General features: G+C 69.3%; 17 protein-coding genes and 1 pseudogene. 13 read left to right on the top strand and 5 right to left on the bottom strand.

Features of this window, described 5'->3' with window-relative positions; all coding sequences use genetic code 11:
• Positions 1–226, top strand: a pseudogene (locus ACWD02_RS41765) (2-oxoacid:ferredoxin oxidoreductase subunit beta); the annotation flags it as partial.
• The gene (gene fdxA / locus ACWD02_RS41760) at positions 223–543 is read left to right on the top strand and encodes a ferredoxin (protein WP_451221827.1); all 321 of its coding nucleotides are present in this window, start codon (positions 223–225) and stop codon (positions 541–543) included. The pseudogene ACWD02_RS41765 and the gene fdxA, both read left to right, overlap by 4 nt.
• Positions 544–548: 5 nt before the next feature.
• On the opposite strand, the gene ACWD02_RS41755 is transcribed toward fdxA, so the two are convergent.
• From ACWD02_RS41755 to ACWD02_RS41740, 4 genes are all read right to left on the bottom strand, one after another.
• Entirely contained in the window at positions 549–1,274 is a 726-nt protein-coding gene (locus ACWD02_RS41755; RefSeq protein ID WP_451221824.1) for a class I SAM-dependent methyltransferase, read from the bottom strand.
• 171 nt (positions 1,275–1,445) lie between these two features.
• Entirely contained in the window at positions 1,446–3,872 is a 2,427-nt protein-coding gene (locus ACWD02_RS41750) for a SpoIIE family protein phosphatase (protein WP_451221821.1), read from the bottom strand.
• A 173-nt stretch (positions 3,873–4,045) separates the two neighbouring features.
• Positions 4,046–6,457, bottom strand: coding sequence for an MFS transporter (locus tag ACWD02_RS41745; protein ID WP_451221818.1), 2,412 nt, complete (start codon positions 6,455–6,457; stop codon positions 4,046–4,048).
• Between the two features lie 217 nt (positions 6,458–6,674).
• A complete protein-coding gene (locus tag ACWD02_RS41740) occupies positions 6,675–7,118 on the bottom strand; it encodes an SRPBCC family protein (RefSeq protein ID WP_451221815.1) in 444 nt (147 codons plus the stop codon).
• Between the two features lie 153 nt (positions 7,119–7,271).
• Here ACWD02_RS41740 and ACWD02_RS41735 point away from each other — a divergent pair, with 153 nt between their 5' ends.
• A complete protein-coding gene (locus ACWD02_RS41735) occupies positions 7,272–8,306 on the top strand; it encodes an Rv2578c family radical SAM protein (RefSeq protein WP_451221812.1) in 1,035 nt (344 codons plus the stop codon).
• Positions 8,307–8,328: 22 nt separating this feature from the next.
• Positions 8,329–8,721 (top strand): RidA family protein, encoded by a 393-nt coding sequence (locus ACWD02_RS41730; RefSeq protein ID WP_451221809.1) that lies wholly within the window; start codon positions 8,329–8,331, stop codon positions 8,719–8,721.
• Here the strand turns inward: ACWD02_RS41730 and ACWD02_RS41725 are convergent.
• Positions 8,718–9,287, bottom strand: a complete 570-nt coding sequence (locus ACWD02_RS41725; RefSeq protein WP_451221806.1) for an adenylosuccinate lyase — start codon at positions 9,285–9,287, stop codon at positions 8,718–8,720. The genes ACWD02_RS41730 and ACWD02_RS41725 overlap by 4 nt on opposite strands.
• Positions 9,288–9,637: 350 nt before the next feature.
• On the opposite strand from ACWD02_RS41725, the gene ACWD02_RS41720 reads away from it, so the two are divergent.
• From ACWD02_RS41720 to pssA, 9 genes are all read left to right on the top strand, one after another.
• A complete protein-coding gene (locus ACWD02_RS41720; protein ID WP_451221803.1) occupies positions 9,638–11,419 on the top strand; it encodes a 3-hydroxyacyl-CoA dehydrogenase family protein in 1,782 nt (593 codons plus the stop codon).
• A gap of 145 nt (positions 11,420–11,564) precedes the next feature.
• Positions 11,565–12,368, top strand: a complete 804-nt coding sequence (locus ACWD02_RS41715) for a TetR family transcriptional regulator (protein WP_451221800.1) — start codon at positions 11,565–11,567, stop codon at positions 12,366–12,368.
• Between the two features lie 402 nt (positions 12,369–12,770).
• Positions 12,771–14,108, top strand: coding sequence for a crotonyl-CoA carboxylase/reductase (gene ccrA / locus ACWD02_RS41710; protein WP_451221797.1), 1,338 nt, complete (start codon positions 12,771–12,773; stop codon positions 14,106–14,108).
• Between the two features lie 17 nt (positions 14,109–14,125).
• Positions 14,126–16,153 (top strand): protein meaA, encoded by a 2,028-nt coding sequence (locus ACWD02_RS41705; protein WP_451221794.1) that lies wholly within the window; start codon positions 14,126–14,128, stop codon positions 16,151–16,153.
• Complete coding sequence (locus tag ACWD02_RS41700) at positions 16,150–17,115, top strand: HpcH/HpaI aldolase/citrate lyase family protein (protein WP_363209448.1); 966 nt, start codon at positions 16,150–16,152, stop codon at positions 17,113–17,115. Before ACWD02_RS41705 ends, ACWD02_RS41700 begins: the two co-directional genes overlap by 4 nt.
• 1 nt (position 17,116) lies before the next feature.
• Positions 17,117–17,644, top strand: coding sequence for a MaoC family dehydratase (locus ACWD02_RS41695; RefSeq protein ID WP_451221791.1), 528 nt, complete (start codon positions 17,117–17,119; stop codon positions 17,642–17,644).
• A gap of 2 nt (positions 17,645–17,646) precedes the next feature.
• A complete protein-coding gene (locus ACWD02_RS41690) occupies positions 17,647–18,852 on the top strand; it encodes an acyl-CoA dehydrogenase family protein (RefSeq protein ID WP_160508249.1) in 1,206 nt (401 codons plus the stop codon).
• A gap of 169 nt (positions 18,853–19,021) precedes the next feature.
• Positions 19,022–19,678, top strand: a complete 657-nt coding sequence (locus ACWD02_RS41685; protein ID WP_451221787.1) for a phosphatidylserine decarboxylase — start codon at positions 19,022–19,024, stop codon at positions 19,676–19,678.
• Positions 19,665–20,519, top strand: coding sequence for a CDP-diacylglycerol--serine O-phosphatidyltransferase (gene pssA / locus ACWD02_RS41680; RefSeq protein WP_451221784.1), 855 nt, complete (start codon positions 19,665–19,667; stop codon positions 20,517–20,519). Before ACWD02_RS41685 ends, pssA begins: the two co-directional genes overlap by 14 nt.
• The last annotated feature ends 63 nt before the right edge of the window (positions 20,520–20,582 follow it).

Raw genomic sequence — 20,582 nt, 5'->3', positions numbered from 1 at the left:
CGACGCGCACTCGACCTCGCCGACGCTGGCCTTCGCGCTCTCCCGCCTCGCCGATCCGGACACCCTGCACCACACCCCGATCGGCGTCTTCCGCAACGTCGAACGCCCCGTCTACGACACCCTGATGTCCGACCAGCTCGACACCGCCATCGAGCAGAACGGCAAAGGCGACCTGACCGCCCTCCTCACCGGCAACGACACCTGGACCGTGGAGCGATCCTCATGACCTACGTCATCGCCCAGCCCTGCGTCGACCTCAAGGACAAGGCCTGCGTCGACGAATGTCCCGTCGACTGCATCTATGAGGGCGCGCGGAAGATGTACATCCAGCCCGACGAATGCGTCGACTGCGGTGCCTGCGAACCCGTCTGCCCGGTCGAGGCCATCTTCTTCGAGGACGACACTCCCGACGAGTGGCAGGACTACCGGAAGACGGACCTCGAGTTCTTCGCCGAGCTCGGCTCCCCGGGCGGTGCATCGCAGCTCGGGTCGCTCGACCGCGACCACCCGGTCGTCGCCGCGCTGCCCGCCCCGCCCCTCTGACAGGCTCAGCCCGCCCGCCCCACCACCAGCCACTTCGACGGCAGTTCGATCCGTGTGCCGTCCGGGGTGAACTCGGTTGTTGTCAGCGGGAGTTCGCCTTTCGCGAACACCGTGAGGCCCGCCGCGGCGACGTACTTCGGCACCGCGGCGTCGGCGACCTCGCCCGGCGCGATGCCGTGCGCGAACACCGGCGCCAGCTTCGGTGGCGGGCCCTCGGGGCTCTGGGCGAGGCCCCGCAGGATCGGCCCCGCGGCCTCGGCGAGCTCCACGACGAAACCTCTGCCGCGCTCGCCGAGCAGCGTCGCGATGCCGTTCACGAGTGGCTGGCGGTCGTCGGGATCGCACTGGTGGAGCACGCCGCGCATGTAGACGTTCGCGTCGCCGATCTCCGCGTGCAGCTGCTCGGCCTCGGCCTTCTCCACTGCGTCGACCTGCCGGAACTCCACCTGCCCCGCCGGGTCGGCGTCCCGCGCGTGACGCAGCGCGGCGGCGGACAGGTCGGCGCCGAGGACGCGCGGGTAGCGGTCGGCGATGAAGCGCGTCTGGGTGCCGTTGCCGCAGCCGAGGTCCAGGACGGGCAGGCCCGCCGCCACCATGTGCGGTTCGAAGAGGGCGAGGTGGATGCCTGCGGTGAGCACGGGTTCCGCGTCCCAGAAGACGGCTCCCGCTTCGCCGGGGGCGTCCCGCCAGAACCCCTCCCAGGCATCCCTGTACCGACTCGTGACGCTCATGCCCAGCTCCCCAGGATCGCGACGACGACCGCCGAAGCCGACGGCAAGATCGGTCTATCGCGCCCGGGGTGCACGGACAAGTCACCGGCGCAACCAATCCCGCGCCTTCGACACCTTTCCGCCGTGCGTACGCCCCCGCGGAGCGCCCGGAGCCCTTACCCGCCGGGCCCCTCAAGCGCGCGGCGGTCCCAGCTCGAACCACACGGTCTTGCCGGAGGCCGTGCGGCTGGTTCCCCACTCCTTGGCAAGCACGCTGACGACCCGCAGCCCGCGCCCGAACTCGTCGCCGGGGCCCGCGTTCAGCAAGGTGGGCAGGGTGTGGTCGTCGTCCTCGACCTCGCAGATCAGCGTGGCCCCGGAGCGGACGAGTCGGAGCTCGACGCCGCCGCCGCGCGCGTGCCGTACGGCGTTGGTGACGAGCTCGCTGACCAGGAGCTCGGTGGTCTCGGCGAGGGCGTCGCGTGACCAGCCGCGCAGCTGGTCGCGGACCAGGTCGCGGGCCCTGCTCACCTCGCTCGGGTCGAGTGCGAGCCGCCAGCTCGCGACGTCCTCGTCCGCGATGCCGTTCAGGCGTGCCATCAGGAGGGCCACGTCGTCCTTGCGCCCGCCGCGCGTGTTGAGCGCGCGGATGATGGTGTCGCAGGCGGCGTCCATGGAGGCGGCCGGGTGGGCCGCGGACTCGGTGAGCGTGGCGAGGCCGACGCCGATGTCCTCGCCGCGGACCTCGACGAGGCCGTCGGTGCACATCAGGAGCCGGTCGCCGGGCGCCACGCGTACGGTGACCGCCTCGAAGGGCACACCTCCCACGCCGATGGGCGCCCCCGTCGGCAGTTCGAGGAGTTCGCTGCGGCCGTCCTCGGCGCGGACGAGCACGGGCGGGATGTGGCCCGCGTTGGCGAGGTGCAGCTCGCTCGCGATGGGATCGTAGACCGCGTACAGGCAGGTCGCGAGGTAGTGCTCGCCGAGCCGCTGCGCCAGGTCGTCGAGGTTGCGCAGGAGCTGGGCGGGCGGCAGGTCCAGGGCGGCCATGGTCTGTACGGCGGTGCGCAACTGGCCCATCATCGCCGCCGAGTTGAGTCCGTGGCCCATCACGTCGCCGACGACGAGCGCGGTGCGCGATCCGGGCAGCTTCACGGAGTCGAACCAGTCGCCGCCGACCCGGCCGAGGAGCGTGCCCGGCAGATAGCGGGTGGCGATGTCGCAGCCGGTCATGCGCGGCTCGATGTGCGGCAGCATGCTGTCCTGGAGGGTGTCGGCGACGCTCTCCTGGTAGGTGTACATGCGGGCGTTGTCGAGCACGAGGCCCGCCCGGGCGGCGAGTTCGGCGCCGGTGACGCGGTCCATGTCGTTGAAGACGGGCCGCTCCCGGTGGCGCAGCAGGATCATGAATCCGAGCACCACATTGCGGGCCTTCAGGGGTACGACGAGCATCGAGCGGTGGTTGATGAGCGGGCGGATGTCGCGCTTCTCGAACTGCGAGGCGATGGCGTTGCCCATCTCCTCGGTGATGCGCGGCACGAGGACCGGATCGCCCGAGGTCATGCACTGGAAGAACGGGGTGTGCGACGGGAAGGGCATGGATTCGCCGACGGGTACGACGTCGTCCCAGCGGCCCGGCTCGTCCGTGTGCTCCACGGCGACCCTGTGCCACATCGTGGTCTCGTCCGGTGGCCCCTCGGGGAAGCCCTCGCCCGCGACGACCTGTTCGCGCAGATACGTGCCCGCGACGTCCGTGAACCGGGGCACGACGGCGCGGCTGACCTCGATGATGGTGCGCGAGAGGTCGAGCGAGGAGCCGATGCGTCCGCTGACCTCGTTCAGGAACTCCAGGTGTTCGCGTACCGCCGCGTACTCGAGGTCCTCGCCCTCGTCGCTGGTGCCGGGCTCCGGCGTGCGGCCGTCGGCGGCGGCCTGCTGTGCGCGCAGCCTGCGGGCCTTGCGCTCGGCCCGCCGTGGCACGCCCCAGTCGGGCGTGACGGGCACGCGGTCGTGCTTGCTGAACTCCAGGACGGGATAGCCCAGTTCGAGGATCTGCGCCACGATGCGGGAGCTCTCGCCCACGCTCATGCTGGGCAGGATCTCGGGCAGCCGCCCGGCCAGCTCGTCCGCTCCGGGGAAGTCCGTGTGCAGGGCGAAGCCCGGCGCGATCCGCTCGACCTGCCCCGGCTCGGGATCGTCCTCGTCGGCCAGCCGGTCGGCGTCCGCCGCGAGGACGAGCAGCCGTTCCGGCCCGGGGCCGATGAGGGGGTACGCCCACCACAGGACGTCCACCCTGTGGTCTTCGCCGCCGGGCACGGAGAGCCGCGCGCGCCCGGCTGCGGGGTACGAGATGCGTCCGTCGAGGGAGGTCTCCAGGTCGGGGCCCAGGCCGTCGTACTCGCCGTAGTCGGCGTGGCCCGCGGGGATCGCGCCCGCCACCGGGAGCAGGTCGCCCGCCGGGCTGCCGACCGCCACCTCTTTCGCGTACCCGAAAAGTCTGCGCGCGCCGGTGCTCCAGTGCGACACGAGGCCCGCGCCGTCGATGACGACCACGGCGAGTGGGATCCGGCCGGCCACGGCATGCTGCGCCACCGGCCCGTCCGGGGTGCCGTATTCCATGGCCAACGCTCCTTCCGGCGGCACCGCGAAGGCCTGCGCCGCCCCAACCACCGTACGACCGGCACAGGTTGCCGTGCGGTGCAATAAGGGAATTGGGCCTCACGGGGGCGCCTCCGGCGGGTATTTTCTCTCCCTCCCGCCGGAAGGGCCCTTTCCCTCCCGTCAGAGGGGCCCTAGTCCTCGTGGCCCAGCTGGAGATCCCGTTCCGTGCGTCCCCCGCCCGCGACCTGGAGCACGGTCGCCACCGGCGGATAGCCCGCGGCGATGACCGTGTACTCGCCGGACGACAGGTCGATGAACCGGAAGGTGCCGTCCTCCCTGGTCGTGAGGGTGTCCACGACGTTGCCCGCCGCGTCGAGCAGCGTCACGCGGGCGTCCTCCACGGGGCGGCCGCCGGTGGCCCGCACGGTGCCGCGCAGGACGGCACCGCCTGCGAGCTCGACGTCCTGCCGCGTCTCGCGCGAGGCCTGCACGCTGACGGGCAGGGCCGCCGGGCGGAAGGCGGGTGCGCTGGCGGCCAGGGTGTACTCGCCGGCCACCAGCTCCGTGATCACATAGCCGCCTTCGCGCCCGCTGCGGGTGGTGGCGACGACCTCACCGCGGACGTCGGTGAGGGTCACCGCGGCGTCCCTGACCGGGGTTCCGTCGGCGGTGACCACGCTGCCCGCCAGGCGTCCCGCGCCGCCGAGCACCACGTCGAGCTCCACGGGACGCTCGCCGACGGTGACGGTGACCGCCTGCGGCTGATGGCCGCCCGCGGCCGCGATCAGGACGAACGATCCCGAGCCCGGCGTGGAGAGCGCGTAGCGCCCGTCGTCGCCGCTCGCGCCGCGGCCGATCTGCCGGCCCCCGACGTCGATGAGGGTCAGGGCGGCGCGGGGCACGACGGTGCCGTCCGGATGCTGCACGGTGCCGCAGACGGGTACTCCGGCGGCGTAGGAGGTACGGGCCTGGGGGACGGGTGTGGCTTCGGCGGTGGGGGCGTCCTGGGACGCTGCGCTGGACAACAGGGGGGTCTCCTTGAGGAAGAAGGTGATCAGCATGCCGAGGGCGAGCACCGGCACCAGGTACAGGAAGATGCGGGGCATCGCGTCGGCGTACGCCTGGATGTAGCCCTCGCGCAGCGGGGCGGGCATCGCGTGGACGAGCTGCGGGGTGATGGCCTCGGGGTCCGGAAGGCCGGCCCCGGCCGGGAGGCGGTCGGCGAGCGAGTCCGCGAGGCGGTCGGCGAAGAGCGTGCCGAAGATGGCGGCGCCGACACTGCCGCCGATCTGCCGGAAGTAGTTGTTGGCGCTGGTGGCCGTGCCCAGGTCGGAGGGGCGTACGGCGTTCTGCACGGCGAGGATGAGCACCGGCATGACCAGGCCGACGCCCGCGCCCAGAACGGCCATCCAGATGCTGTAGTGCAGTCGGGGCGTGTCGGCTTCGAGCCGGGAGAGCAGGTACATGCCGATGACGGAGAGGATGCCGCCGATGACCGGGTAGATCTTGTAGCGCCCGGTGTGGCTGATGAGCTGGCCGGAGAGGATCGAGGCGCCGACCACGCCGCCCATCATCGGCAGCATGAGCAGTCCGGACTCGGTGGCGCTCGCCCCGTCGACCATCTGCAGGAAGGTCGGCAGGTAACTGGCCGCCCCGAAGAGGGCGATGCCCACGACCATGCCGACCAGCGCGGTGATGTTGAAGACCGGGTCGCGGAACAGGCGCAGCGGGATGATCGGTTCTGCGGCGAAGCTTTCGGCGACCACGAAGAGCACGATCGAGGCGAGGGCCCCCGCCGCGAGACCCAGGATGACGCGTGAGCCCCACTCGTACTCGGTGCCGCCCCAACTGGTCAGGAGCACCAGGCAGGTGGAGGCGGAGGCGAGCAACAGCGCGCCGAGCACGTCGAGTCGGGCCTTGACCGCGCGCTTGGGCAGCTTGAGCCCGAAGCTGACGACGAGGAGGGTGACGAGCCCGAAGGGCACGTTGAAGTAGAAGCACCAGCGCCAGGTGACGTGGTCGGTGAAGAAGCCGCCGAGCAGTGGTCCCGCGACCGACGCGAGGCCGAAGGCGGCGCCGATCAGGCCCATGTAGCGGCCGCGTTCGCGGGGCGGGACGATGTCCGCGATGATCGCCTGCACGCCGATCATGAGTCCGCCCGCGCCGATGCCCTGGATGGCGCGGAAGGCGATGAGCTGGTCCATCGTGCGCGACCAGCCGGCGAGCGCGGATCCGACGATGAAGACGACGATCGCGAACTGGAAGACGCCCTTGCGTCCGAAGAGGTCGCCGAGCTTGCCGTAGATGGGCAGGCCGATCGTGGACGTCAGCAGGTAGGCGGTGATCGCCCAGGACATCTTGTCCAGGCCGTGCAGCTCACCGACGATCTTCGGAAGCGCGGTGGCGACGATCATCTGCTCGAGCGCGGCGAGCAGCAGGGCGAGCATGAGCCCGACGAAGACCATCCGGACACGGCCGGGACTGAGTCCCGCCGTCGCCGACACGTGCTCCTGGGGTGGTGGCGGCTCCTCGACGCCCGGAGGCACCGCCACCACCGACAAGTCCCCCTGCTCGGCGCCCTTCACCAGCGTCGTGCCGCCCACGTCCTGCTCCCCTCGTCTGCGCCTGCGCCGCATTTCTCGCATTACGCGACAACTGCGAGCAAGCGCGACGAGTCGCCCCTGTCGGGGGTCCGGCACACGTATGCGCCGGTCGGAGCCCTACGCCGTACAATTGGCCCGAACAGAAAACCACTCGAAACGGTGAGCGTGACAACAACCCTGTTGGGCTACCGGAGTTGAGGTCCGGCCTGACGCCGTCCTACTTCTCGACCTCGGCGGCGAGCTTGCCGAGCACCTCGTCGTAGATCCGCCCGAGGCCCTTGGGCGCGAAGGTCTTCTCGAAGAAGCCGCCGATGCCGCCCGCGCCGTTCCACACGGTGGAGACGACCACGCGCGCCTTGCCCTCCCCCGCCGGGGTCACGGTCCAGGTGGTGACCATGGAGGAGTTGCGGTCCTTCTCGACGAGCTCCCCGTCGGTCGGCTCGCTGACCTCCAGGAGGCAGTCCCGGATGCGCTTGCTGGTGGCCTGCAGCTTCCAGTGGACGAGCGTCCCCTCGCCGTCGCCGCCCTCGCGCACCTCGAACTCGCTGAAGTGCTCCGACAGGATCTTCGGACGCGTGCCTTCGTAGTCGGCGAGCGCGTCGAAGACGTCCTCCGGCTGCGCCGCGATGATCCGCTCCGTGGTCGCCTCGACCTGCGCCATGGCACTTCCTCCAGCACTCGGTTGTTCAGGGTGATCCCCGGAAGCCAACCACCCTGCGTACCGGGCCCCCAAATCGGGGTCGCCGAGGTATCCCCTCGCACGATCAAGGGAACATGTGTTCTATTCTGTGGTCAGTGCTACCGAGGAGGCGTCATGCGCTGGGAGAACCTCGCCGACGGGCCGTCACGAGGTGTCGCGGATGCCGCGCTGTTCGGCGCGGACGCGGTCACCACGAGGACCTTCGACACCCCCGAGTTCCGTGGGATCACGTTCCACGAGATCCGGGCCAGAACGATCGTGAACCGGGTGCCCGGGGCGTCCCGCATGCCGTTCGAGTGGACGGTCAATCCGTACCGGGGCTGTTCGCACGCCTGCGTCTACTGCTTCGCGCGCAAGACGCACAGCTATCTGGACCTGGACACGGGGCTCGGCTTCGACAGCCAGATCGTGGTCAAGGTCAATGCCCCCGATCTGCTGCGGCGCCGGCTCGCCTCGCCCCGCTGGCTCGGCGAGCACATAGCGATGGGCACAAACGTCGACTGCTATCAGCGGGCGGAGGGGCGCTATGGCCTGATGCCCGGGATCATCGCCGCCCTGCGCGATCACGCGAACCCCTTCTCCATCCTCACGAAGGGCACGCTGATCCTGCGGGACCTCGACCTGCTGCGGCAGGCCGCCGACGTCACCGACGTCGGGATCTCGGTGTCCGTCGGCTTCGTCGACCAGGAACTGTGGCGCACCGTGGAGCCGGGCACGCCCGCCCCACAGAGGCGTCTGGACGTCGTACGGACGCTGACCGAGCACGGCATCGGGTGCGGGGTGCTGATGGCGCCGGTCATCCCCTTCCTCGGGGACCGGTCCGAGCAACTGCGGGCGACCGTGCGGGCCATCGCCGCCTCGGGGGCGACCTCGGTGACCCCGCTGGTGCTGCACCTGCGGCCCGGGGCGCGCGAGTGGTTCATGACCTGGCTGCAGCGGCACCACCCATACCTCGTGCGGCGCTACGAACGGCTGTACGCGGAAGGCGCCTACGCACCCAAGTGGTACCAGCGGCGCATCACCCGCCAAGTGCACGAACTGGCCGAGGAGTTCGGCATCGGCCCCACACGCGCGGAGGCCACCCGCCGCATCCGCACCCCCGAACCCGAGCCCGCCACACCCGGCGGCACGCAGCTCACGCTGCTGTGAACCCATGCTCCAGGATGGGCACATGAGCCGACTGACCCACATCAACGCCCCCGAGGGCGTCTTCCCCGCCACCGCGTACACGCACGTCGTCATGGGCACCGGCCGCTTCGTCGCGATCTCCGGCCAGCTCCCCCTCGACCAGGACGGAGAGCTGGTCGGCGAGGGCGATCCGGCCGCCCAGGCGCGGCAGGTCTTCGACAATCTGCGGCGCTGCCTGCTGGCAGCGGGCGGCGGCTTCGACGACGTCGTGAAACTGACGTACTACGTCACGGACATGGCGCACATGCCCGCGATCCGGGCCGCGCGAGACGTCCACATGGATGCGGCGCGACTTCCGGCGTCCTCCGCGGTGCAAGTCGCCGGGCTTGTCTCGCCGCGGTTTTTGATGGAGATCGAGGCGTACGCCGTCCTCTAGTCCGGCAGTCGGGCGAGGGCCGCGGACGCCGCTGCCGCGAGCCGCGGGTAGCCGCATGCCTGTGTCAGGACGGGCCGGGCCCGCGGGTCCCCCAGCGCCCCCAGGCCCTCCACGCACGCCAGCGCGATTTTCCCGTACGGGTCGTGCGGGGCGAGCCTGCGCTTCAGCGTGGTGATGAGGGCGGGTGCGGATTCGGGCGCGCGCAGCTCGGTGAGCAGACGCACGGGGTACAGGGCGTAGGCGACGCGCAGCTCATTGGTGGCCAGGGCGGCTGCCGCCCGTGCCGTACGAGGATCGCCCAGCCTGGCGAGGGCGTACGCGGCGGCCGCGCACCGCGAGGGGTCCCGGTGGTTGAGGAGCAGCACGAGGGACTCGAAGGCCCGGCTGTCCCCCGCGGTACCGAGCCGGACCGCCGCGAGCTCCCGTGCCCACAGTGGCTGACCCGCCGCGGCGAGCACCTCAGCCAGTTCCTCCACGTCGCCGGTCGCGACCAGCCTCTCGTAACTCTCCGAGACTCCCGCCTCGCGGCGTAAGCGTTCCGTCACCGTGCGCAACTCCACGTCCATGACGGGGAGCCTATCCGCGATGCAGATCACAAACCCTGGGGACTGGCGCGCTCGTTACTCGCCGGTTAATCTCATGTGAGCGGGGCACACTCCCCGTCAGCAGTATCTGAATCTCGCAGCGGCCTGGTGACGCAGCCGGTGCGAGCGAGTGTTTGTCGGTTCGGTGCCTCGAGCACCTCAGCTCCACCCAGTACGACGTGGCTCCGGGACAGAGCCGGTCGACTCCTCACGGGCGTGTGCGTCATGCCGCCCGGTCACGACACACAGCAGCTCACCCTCCGTACGCCGCGCCGCCGTTGCCGCGCACCGCGTGCACCCCTCAGTCGTCACTCACTTCCTGGAGTCCACGCATGGACACTCCCCTGAACACTGTCGCCGTGATCGGTCTCGGCACCATGGGCACCGGTATCGCCGAAGTCCTGGCCCGCGCGGGACGCGAGGTCATCGGCATCGACATCAGCGAGGCCGCGGGCGCCCAGGCCGTCGCCGCCATCGAGTCGTCCACCGCGCGGGCCGTGCGCCGTGAGCAGCTCACCGAGGACGAGCGGCGTGACGCGCTCGCCCGCATCCGCACCTTCACCGACCTGCAGGCCGCGGCGGACGCCGACCTGGTCATCGAGGTCGCCCCGGAGTCGTACGAGATCAAGCAGCAGATCATCCGGGAGCTCGACGGTGTCGTGCGCCCCGGGACGATCATCGCGACCGGCACGAACGCGCTGTCCGTGACCCGCCTGGCCGCCGAGTCGCAGCGCCCCGAGCGCGTCCTCGGCCTGCACTTCTTCAACCCGGCCCCGGCGATGAAGCTGGTCGAGGTCGTCTCGTCCGTGCTGACCGCGCCCGCGGCCGTCGCCTCCGTCACCGACCTGGCGTACGCCCTCGGCAAGGAGCCCGTCGCGGTCGGCGACCGGCCGGGATTCGTCGCCGACGGCCTGCTGTTCGGCTACCTCAACCAGGCCGCGGCGATGTACGAGGCGAAGTACGCCTCCCGCGAGGACATCGACGCGGCGATGCGTCTCGGCTGCGGCCTTCCGATGGGGCCGCTCGCCCTGCTGGACCTGATCGGCGTGGACACCGCCCGCACGGTCCTGGACGCGATGTACTCCGAGTCCCACGACCGTCTGCACGCACCCGCGCCGATCCTCAAGCAGCTCAGCGAGGCGGGCCTGACCGGCCGCAAGGCGGGTCGCGGCTTCTACTCGTACGAGGCGCCCGGCAGTTCGGCCGTCGTGCGGGACGTGCTGACCCCGCCGGAGGACGGGCGCCACGGCGGTGGGCGCACCATCCGCTCGGTCGGTGTCGCGGGGTCGGGGACGATGGCCTCCGGGATCGCCGAGGTCTTCGCCAAGGCCGGTTACGACGTGGTGCTCGCCGCGCGCAGCGAGGAGAAGGCGGAGAAGGCCAAGTCCCGTATCTCCAAGTCGCTTTCGCGCTCCGTCGACAAGGGGCGGATGACGGCGGAGACCGCGGCCAAGACCCTGGACCGCATCACGCCGGCGGGTACCTACGACGCGTTCGCCGACGTGGACCTGGCGCTCGAGGCGGTCGCCGAGGACCTGGAGATCAAGCAGCAGCTGTTCGCCGCCTTCGACAAGGTCTGCAAGCCGGGCGCGATCCTCGCGACCACGACCTCGTCCCTGCCGGTCGTCGCCTGTGCCCGTGCCACCTCGCGTCCCGGCGACGTGATCGGCATGCACTTCTTCAACCCGGCACCGGCGATGAAGCTGGTCGAGGTGGTCCGCACCGTCCTCACGGACGACGACGTGCACGCGACGGTCCGGCAGGTCTGCTCGACGATCAAGAAGCACCCGGTGGACTGCGGCGACCGCGCCGGTTTCATCGTGAACGCGCTCCTATTCCCGTACCTCAACAACGCGGTCAAGATGGTCCAGGAGCACTACGCGACGCTCGACGACATCGACGCCGCGATGAAGCTCGGCGGCGGCTACCCCATGGGCCCCTTCGAGCTCCTGGACGTCGTCGGCCTCGATGTCTCGCTGGCCATCGAGAAGGTCCTGCACCGCGAGTTCCGCGACCCGGGCCTGGCCCCCGCTCCCCTGCTCGAACACCTGGTGGCCGCGGGCTGCCTCGGCCGCAAGACCGGCCGCGGCTTCCGCGAATATGCCCGACGGTAGGCCGGAAGCGGACGGGGGCGCGCCTGACGGCAGAGCGCACACGGACTGGGGCGGGCTGCTCGAACCCTCGGGCGGCCCCGTCCCGCCGTCGCTCGGCCCCGTCCCGCCAGAGCACTCGGCTGCGCATATGCAGTACGTTCGGGTCATGCCCAAGGCCGCCAAGTCCTCACGTACGCCCGCTACGCCCGACGCTCCGGAGAGCGCGGCGGGCAGCCGCGCCGCCGCCCAACGCCTCAAGATGCGCCGGGAGCTGGCGGCCGCCGCGATGGAGCTCTTCGCGTCCAAGGGGTACGAGGCGACGACGGTCGACGAGATCGCCGCGCAGGCCGGGGTCGCACGCCGGACCTTCTTCCGGCACTTCCGCTCCAAGGAAGAGGCGATCTTCCCGGACCACGACGACACGTTGATCCGGGCGGAGGCGGTCCTGAACGCGGCGCCGCCGCACGAGCACCCGCTCGACACGGTGTGCCGGGGCATCAAGGAAGTCATGAAGATGTACGCGGCGTCGCCCGCCGTGTCCGTCGAGCGCTATCGCCTGACGCGTGAGGTGCCCACGCTGCGCGAGCGGGAGATCGCCTCGGTGGCTCGCTACGAACGGCTCTTCACGCGCTATCTCCTGGGCCACTTCGACGAGCACGCCCACCACGACGGCAACGACGATCCGCTGCTCGCGGAGGTCGCGGCGTCGGCGGTGGTGACCGCGCACAACCACGTCCTCCGCCGCTGGCTCCGCGCGGGCGGCCAGGGCGACGTGGAGACCCAGCTGGACCATGCCTTCGCCATCGTCCGCAGGACCTTCGGTTCGGGCATCGGGGCGGGGCGTGACACCACCACCACTCCGGCGGCCTCGGTGAGCACCGGCGGCGATGTCCTGGTCACCGTGGCCCGGACGGACGCACCGCTGGACGAGATCATGCGGACGATCGAGAAGGCTCTGCGGGAGTCGTAGGTCCCACTTTCCACCCTTTTGCCCTCGCCTTCCGAAGGGGCGCTACCCGCCGGTAGCGCCCCTTCTGTCATGCCGCCACACCCTCTGACCTGCACTGATCGATCATCGCTCAAAAATTGATGGCACTCAGTGTCTTGCCCCCTGGCACGCGGTGTCATACGTTGATGTTGTCCGGGCGGCCGGCGTGCAGAGAACCTTCGTACGCCGGCTGTCCCCACAAGCCACGGCTCGTGCGCCCGGACGCCTGCGTCACAGGCAACCTCCCGCGCCACACCAAGCGCTGCCGAGTCACACCCTTCGCCGAACCGACGGCACACCCTCACAAGCACCAGCAGCACCCGACGTAACCCTCAAGAGCGTGTTCCCCTCAAAGGGGGCACGAACTTCGCCGGAGGCATCACCGTGAAGGAAATCCTGGACGCGATCCAGTCGCCGGACTCCACTCCCGCCGACTTCGCCGCTCTTCCGCTCCCCGAGTCCTACCGCGCGATCACCGTGCACAAGGACGAGGCGGAGATGTTCGCCGGGCTCGAGACCCGCGACAAGGACCCCCGCAAGTCGATCCACCTGGACGACGTGCCGGTCCCCGAACTCGGCCCGGGCGAGGCCCTGGTGGCCGTGATGGCCTCCTCGGTCAACTACAACTCCGTGTGGACCTCGATCTTCGAGCCCGTGTCCACGTTCAGCTTCCTTGAGCGCTACGGCCGGCTGAGCGAGCTCACCAAGCGCCACGACCTGCCGTACCACATCATCGGCTCCGACCTGGCGGGCGTCGTCCTGCGCACCGGCCCCGGCGTGAACGCCTGGAACCCGGGCGACGAGGTCGTCGCGCACTGCCTGAGCGTCGAGCTGGAGTCGAGCGACGGCCACAACGACACGATGCTCGACCCCGAGCAGCGCATCTGGGGCTTCGAGACCAACTTCGGCGGACTCGCCGAGATCGCCCTGGTCAAGTCCAACCAGCTCATGCCCAAGCCGGACCACCTGAGCTGGGAGGAGGCCGCTTCCCCCGGCCTGGTGAACTCCACCGCCTACCGCCAGCTCGTCTCGCGCAACGGCGCCGGCATGAAGCAGGGCGACAACGTGCTGATCTGGGGCGCGAGCGGCGGGCTCGGCTCGTATGCCACCCAGTTCGCGCTCGCCGGCGGCGCCAACCCCATCTGTGTCGTCTCCAGCCCGGAGAAGGCGGCCATCTGCGAGGCCATGGGCGCCGAGGCGGTCATCGACCGCAACGCCGAGGGCTACAAGTTCTGGAAGAACGAGCACGAGCAGGACCCCCGCGAGTGGAAGCGGTTCGGCAAGCGCATCCGCGAGCTCACCGGCGGCGAGGACGTGGACATCGTCTTCGAGCACCCGGGCCGCGAGACCTTCGGCGCCTCCGTCTACGTCACGCGCAAGGGCGGCACGATCGTCACCTGCGCCTCGACGTCGGGCTACAACCACGAGTACGACAACCGCTACCTGTGGATGTCCCTGAAGCGGATCATCGGCTCGCACTTCGCGAACTACCGCGAGGCCTGGGAGGCCAACCGCCTCATCGCCAAGGGCAAGATCCACCCCACCCTCTCCCGCGTCTACTCCCTCGAGGACACCGGACAGGCCGCCTACGACGTGCACCGCAACCTCCACCAGGGCAAGGTCGGCGTGCTCGCCCTCGCACCCCAGGAGGGTCTCGGCGTGCGCGACCCGGAGATGCGGGCCAAGCACATCGACGCGATCAACCGCTTCCGGAACGTCTGAGGGCTGAGGGTTCGCACATGACAGAGCGTCAGAAGGACCGGCCGTGGCTCATGCGGACCTATGCCGGCCACTCCACGGCCGAGGCGTCCAACGAGCTGTACCGGCGCAACCTCGCCAAGGGTCAGACGGGCCTCTCGGTCGCGTTCGACCTGCCCACGCAGACCGGCTACGACCCGGACCACATCCTCGCCCGCGGTGAGGTCGGCCGGGTCGGGGTCCCCGTCTCGCACGTCGGCGACATGCGGCGCCTGTTCCAGGACATCCCCCTGGACCAGATGAACACCTCGATGACGATCAACGCCACGGCCATGTGGCTTCTGGCGCTCTATCAGGTGGTCGCGGAGGAGCAGGGCGTGGACATCACGCAGCTCCAGGGGACGACGCAGAACGACATCGTCAAGGAGTACCTCTCGCGCGGGACGCACGTCTTCCCGCCGGGCCCCTCCCTCCGCCTGACCACCGACATGATCACGTACACGGTGGCGCACATCCCCAAGTGGAACCCGATCAACATCTGCAGCTACCACCTGCAGGAGGCCGGGGCCACTCCGGTGCAGGAGATCGCGTACGCGATGTCCACCGCCGTCGCCGTCCTGGATGCCGTGCGCGACTCCGGCCAGGTGCCGGAGGAGAAGTTCGGTGATGTCGTCGCCCGTATCTCCTTCTTCGTGAACGCGGGCGTCCGCTTCGTCGAGGAGATGTGCAAGATGCGGGCGTTCGGCCGCATCTGGGACCGGATAACCCGCGAGCGGTACGGCATCACCAACCCCAAGCAGCGCCGGTTCCGCTACGGCGTGCAGGTCAACTCGCTCGGCCTGACCGAGGCGCAGCCCGAGAACAACGTCCAGCGCATCGTCCTGGAGATGCTGGCCGTCACGCTGTCCAAGGACGCACGCGCGCGTGCCGTGCAGCTGCCCGCATGGAACGAGGCCCTGGGACTGCCGCGGCCGTGGGACCAGCAGTGGTCGCTGCGCATCCAGCAGGTGCTCGCCCTGGAGAGCGACCTCCTGGAGTACGAGGACATCTTCGAGGGCTCGCACGTCATCGAGGCCAAGGTGGAGTCCCTCGTCGAGGAGTCGCTCGCCGAGATGGACCGCATCGAGCAGATGGGCGGCGCGATGGCCGCCGTCGAGTCCGGCTACCTGAAGTCCCAGCTGGTCTCCTCGCACGCCGAGCGCAGGGCACGCATCGAGTCGGGCGAGGAGAAGATCGTCGGCGTCAACGCCTACGAGTCGACCGAGCCGAACCCGCTCACCGCGGACCTGGACACCGCGATCATGACGGTGGACCCGGCGGTCGAGAACCGTGTCGTGAACGCCCTCAAGCACTGGCGCGACACCCGCTACCAGCCGCCGTTCAACCACCCGCGCCCCTGCAAGGCCCTGGAGAAGCTCAAGGAGGTCGCCGCGGGCACGGGCAACCTCATGGAGGCCACCCTGGAGTGCGCACGCGCCGGTGTGACGACCGGGGAGTGGTCCGGCGCCCTGCGGGAGGTCTTCGGGGAGTTCCGGGCGCCCACGGGCGTCTCCAGCGCTCCGGTGGCCGTCACCGCGGAGGCCGGCACGCCGCTGGCCCTGGTCCGGGACAAGGTCGCCAAGACCGCCGCCGACCTCGGCACCGGCAAGCTGCGCTTCCTGGTCGGCAAGCCGGGCCTTGACGGACACTCCAACGGGGCCGAGCAGATCGCGGTGCGTGCGCGTGACGCCGGCTTCGAGGTCGTCTACCAGGGCATCAGGCTCACGCCCGAGGAGATCGTGGCCGCCGCGCTCGCCGAGGACGTGCACGCGGTGGGCCTGTCCATCCTCTCCGGCTCGCACGCGCAGCTCGTGCCGGACGTCCTGGTGCGCCTGCGCGAGGCGGGCGCGCCCGACATCCCCGTCATCGCGGGCGGCATCATCCCCAACAGCGACGCCGAGGACCTGAAGGCGGCGGGTGTGGCCGCCGTGTTCACCCCCAAGGACTTCGGCATCACCGAGATCATCGGCCGTATCGTCGACGAGATCCGGAAAGCGAACAAGCTCGACCCTCTGGAGGTCCCCGCATGACCGCGCCCATCAACCGCCTTCGTCCGCGCCGCTCCTGTCTCGCGGTACCGGGTTCGAACCCGCGCTTCCTGGAGAAGGCCCAGGGCCTCCCCGCCGACCAGGTCTTCCTGGACCTGGAGGACGCCTGCGCGCCGCTGGCCAAGCCCGAGGCCAGGCACACCATCGTCAAGTTCCTCAACGAGGGCGACTGGACGGGCAAGACGCGCGTCGTGCGCGTGAACGACTGGACGACCGAGTGGACGTACCGCGACGTCGTCACGGTCGTCGAGGGCGCGGGCCAGAACCTCGACTGCATCATGCTGCCGAAGGTGCAGACCGCCGACCAGGTCGTCGCGCTCGACTTCCTGCTCACGCAGATCGAGAAGACGATGGGCTTCGAGGTCGGCAAGATCGGCATCGAGGCGCAGATCGAGAACGCGCAGGGCCTGAACAACGTCAACGCCATCGCGCAGGCGTCGCCGCGCGTCGAGACGATCATCTTCGGCCCGGCCGACTTCATGGCATCGATCAACATGAAGTCCCTGGTCGTCGGCGAGCAGCCGCCCGGCTACCCGGCCGACGCCTACCACTTCATCCTGATGAAGATCCTGATGGCCGCGCGCGCCAACAACCTCCAGGCGATCGACGGCCCCTACCTCCAGATCAAGAACGTGGACGGCTACCGCGAGGTCGCCAACCGTGCCGCCGCGCTCGGCTTCGACGGCAAGTGGGTCCTGCACCCCGGCCAGGTCGACGCCGCGAACGAGGTCTTCTCGCCTTCCCAGGAGGACTTCGACCACGCCGAGCTGATCCTGGACGCGTACGACTACTGCACCTCCGAGGCGGGCGGCAAGAAGGGCTCGGCGATGCTCGGCGACGAGATGATCGACGAGGCCAGCCGCAAGATGGCGCTCGTCATCTCCGGCAAGGGGCGCGCCGCGGGCATGACGCGCACCTCCAAGTTCGAGATCCCGGAGGCCTGACATGCAGTTCGGCCGCACCTACGAAGAGTTCACCGTCGGGGACGTCTACAAGCACTGGCCGGGAAAGACGGTCACCGAGTACGACGACCACCTCTTCTGCCTCCTGACGATGAACCACCACCCCCTCCACATGGACAGCAACTATGCGGAGAAGACGACGGACTTCGGGAAGAACGTCGTCGTGGGCAATTACATCTACTCGCTGCTTCTGGGCATGTCCGTGCCGGACGTCTCGGGCAAGGCGATCGCCAACCTGGAGGTCGAGTCGCTCAAGCACGTCGCGCCGACCTTCCACGGCGACACGATCTACGGCGAGACCACGGTCCTGGACAAGACTCCGTCGAAGTCCAAGTCGGACCGCGGAATCGTCTACGTGGAGACCAAGGGCTACAAGCAGGACGGCACGCTGGTCTGCGTGTTCCGCCGCAAGGTGATGGTCCCCACCGAGACGTACATCAAGGAGCGCGGCGGCGAGCAGCCCGGCCGCCCGGAGCTCCTGGACACTCCCAAGAAGACGCAGGAGAAGTAGCCATGAGCCGACTCGCGCAGACCGCAGGTCTCACGGACATCCAGCAGGAGATCCTCTCCACCGTCCGGGACTTCGTCGACAAGGAGATCATTCCGGTCGCCACGGAGCTCGAGCACCGCGACGAGTACCCGCAGCAGATCGTCGACGGTCTCAAGGAGTTGGGGCTCTTCGGGCTCATGATCCCGGAGGAGTACGGCGGTCTGGGCGAGTCGCTGCTCACGTACGCCCTGTGCGTCGAGGAGATAGCGCGTGGCTGGATGTCGGTCTCCGGCATCATCAACACCCACTTCATCGTCGCTTACATGCTCAAGCAGCACGGGACGCAGGAGCAGAAGGACACCTTCCTGCCGCGCATGGCGGCCGGCGAGGTGCGCGGCGCGTTCTCCATGTCGGAGCCCGCGCTCGGCTCCGATGTGTCCGCGATCACGTCCAAGGGCGTCAAGGACGGCGACGAGTACGTCCTCAACGGTCAGAAGATGTGGCTCACCAACGGCGGTACGTCCACGCTGGTGGCCGTTCTGTGCCGGAGTGACGAAGGACACCCCGAGGGCACGGCCCCCCACAAGTCGATGACGACCTTCCTCGTCGAGAAGGAGCCCGGCTTCGGAGAGGTCCGACCCGGCCTCACCATCCCGGGCAAGATCGACAAAATGGGCTACAAGGGGGTGGACACCACCGAACTCATCATGGATGGACTGCGAATTCCAGCCAATCGTGTGCTCGGCGGGACCACCGGCCGAGGGTTTTACCAAATGATGGACGGTGTCGAAGTCGGCCGTGTGAATGTCGCGGCTCGTGGTTGCGGTGTCGCGCAGCGTGCATTTGAGCTCGGCGTCTCGTATGCCCAGCAACGTCACACTTTCGGCAAGGCGATCGCTCAGCACCAGGCGATTCAGTTCAAGCTGGCCGAGATGGCTACCAAGGTCGAGGCCGCCCATGCGATGATGGTGAACGCAGCACGCAAAAAGGACTCCGGGGAACGAAACGACCTCGAAGCAGGGATGGCGAAGTACCTCGCGTCCGAATACTGCAAAGAAGTCGTAGAGGACGCGTTCCGGATTCATGGCGGTTACGGCTTCTCGAAGGAGTACGAGATCGAGCGTCTGTACCGTGAGGCCCCCATGCTGCTGATCGGCGAAGGTACCGCCGAGATCCAGAAAATGATCATTGGACGGCGACTGCTCGAAGAGTATCGATTCCAGGGCTAGATGCCCGATTTGGGGTGTTTTCATCGAGAAGAAGGTCACACCCTGTCAACACTCTTCGGCCGTCGACTCCGCTTCCTGGCTTGCCCAGTTGTGGCTCGCAACCGATACCATCCGGAAAAAGCCGCCGTCCCCCGTTCATGCGCGGCATCATCCGCTACGAAGGTCATCCATGCCCCACAGCCAAACCTCTGCACCACGCGACAGCCTCGCTGGCGTACGCCTTGCGCGCGGAGCATCGCCGTGGCTCCTGCCGACTGTCGCCACCGCGGCACTCAGCCTGGTGCGCGCGCGTCGCTCCAAGGGCGCCGCGGCCGTAGCTGTACCCGCCACCGCTCTGGCGGCGGGCATGCTGTGGTTCTTCCGCGACCCCGAGCGCGACATCACCCAGGGCCGGGTCATCTCGCCGGCCGACGGTGTGGTGCAGAGCATCATGCCGTGGAAGGACGGGCGCACCCGCGTCGCGATCTTCATGAGCCCGCTGAACGTCCACGTCAACCGCGCGCCCCTCGCGGGCACGGTGACGTCCGTGGAGCACATCCCCGGCGGGTTCGTCCCGGCGTTCAACAAGGAGAGCGAGAACAACGAGCGCGTTGTCTGGCACTTCGACACCGAGCTCGGTGACATCGAGATGATCCAGATCGCGGGCGCGGTCGCGCGACGCATCGTCCCTTACGTGCCCCAGGGCACGAAGGTGGAGCAAGGCGAACGGATCGGCCTGATCCGCTTCGGCTCCCGCGTCGACATCTACCTCCCCGAGGGTGTCGAAGTGGACGTCGAGGTCGGTCAGAAGACCGTGGCTGGGGTGACTCGAATTGACCGTGGTTGATCCTGAGACACAAGCGGGCTGGGTGCCCGAGGCGGCCGAGGACGAGGCCGACGAGGAGATGCCTCTCTCACTCCGCCTCTCGATAGCGGACACCCTCACGCTCGGTAACGCCACGTGCGGGTTCATGGCGGTGTACTTCACCACCACCGGCATCCTCATCCCGCACCTGCAGGGCAGCAACGAAACCGGCATGGCGCGGCACTCCGCCGCGACCGCCGTGATCCTGATGCTCTGCGCGGCCGTCTTCGACCTCTTCGACGGGCTCGTGGCACGCAAGCTGCGGTCCTCGCCGATGGGCGCCGAGCTCGACAACCTGTCGGACCTGATCAGCTTCGGTCTGGCCCCCGCGTACTTCGTGCTCGTCTACGGCATGGTCGCCGACGACGCGCACCAGAGAGTGGCCGCGGTCGGAGCGATCGTCGTGCTGTTGGCGGTGGTGCTGCGGCTCGCGCGGTTCAGTTGCGTGACCGTGAAGGACGGCACCTTCCAGGGCATGCCCTCGCCCTTCGGCGCGCTCACGGTCGTCTCGATCGTGCTCCTGGAGCTGCCCTTCTGGGCGACGCTCATGGCGATCATCGGTACGGCTTGGCTCATGGTGAGCCGGGTCGAGTACCCCAAGCCGCGGGGTCCGCTCGCGGTGGCGATGCTCGCGTGGATCGTCGCGGCCATGGGGCTGCTCGCGGCCTGGGCGTTCGACGCCCCGGGCGGCCTGCTGCTCCTGCAGACCGGCTGCGCGCTCCAGGTGGTCCTCGGCGCGGTCATCCCGCTGTTCGCCACGGCCCGCCGGGTGAACAACTTCCGGGACAACCGGCGTGAGGCACGTGCGGCGCAGCTGCCGTAGCAGTTCTGTACATCCACCAGAAGGGGCCCGAACCAATTGGTTCGGGCCCCTTCCGGTCGTTCA

The organism is Streptomyces sp. NPDC002853, from assembly GCF_053591915.1.
Note: the sequence above shows the minus strand (reverse complement) of the source record. Positions and strands in the feature narration are given on the sequence as shown.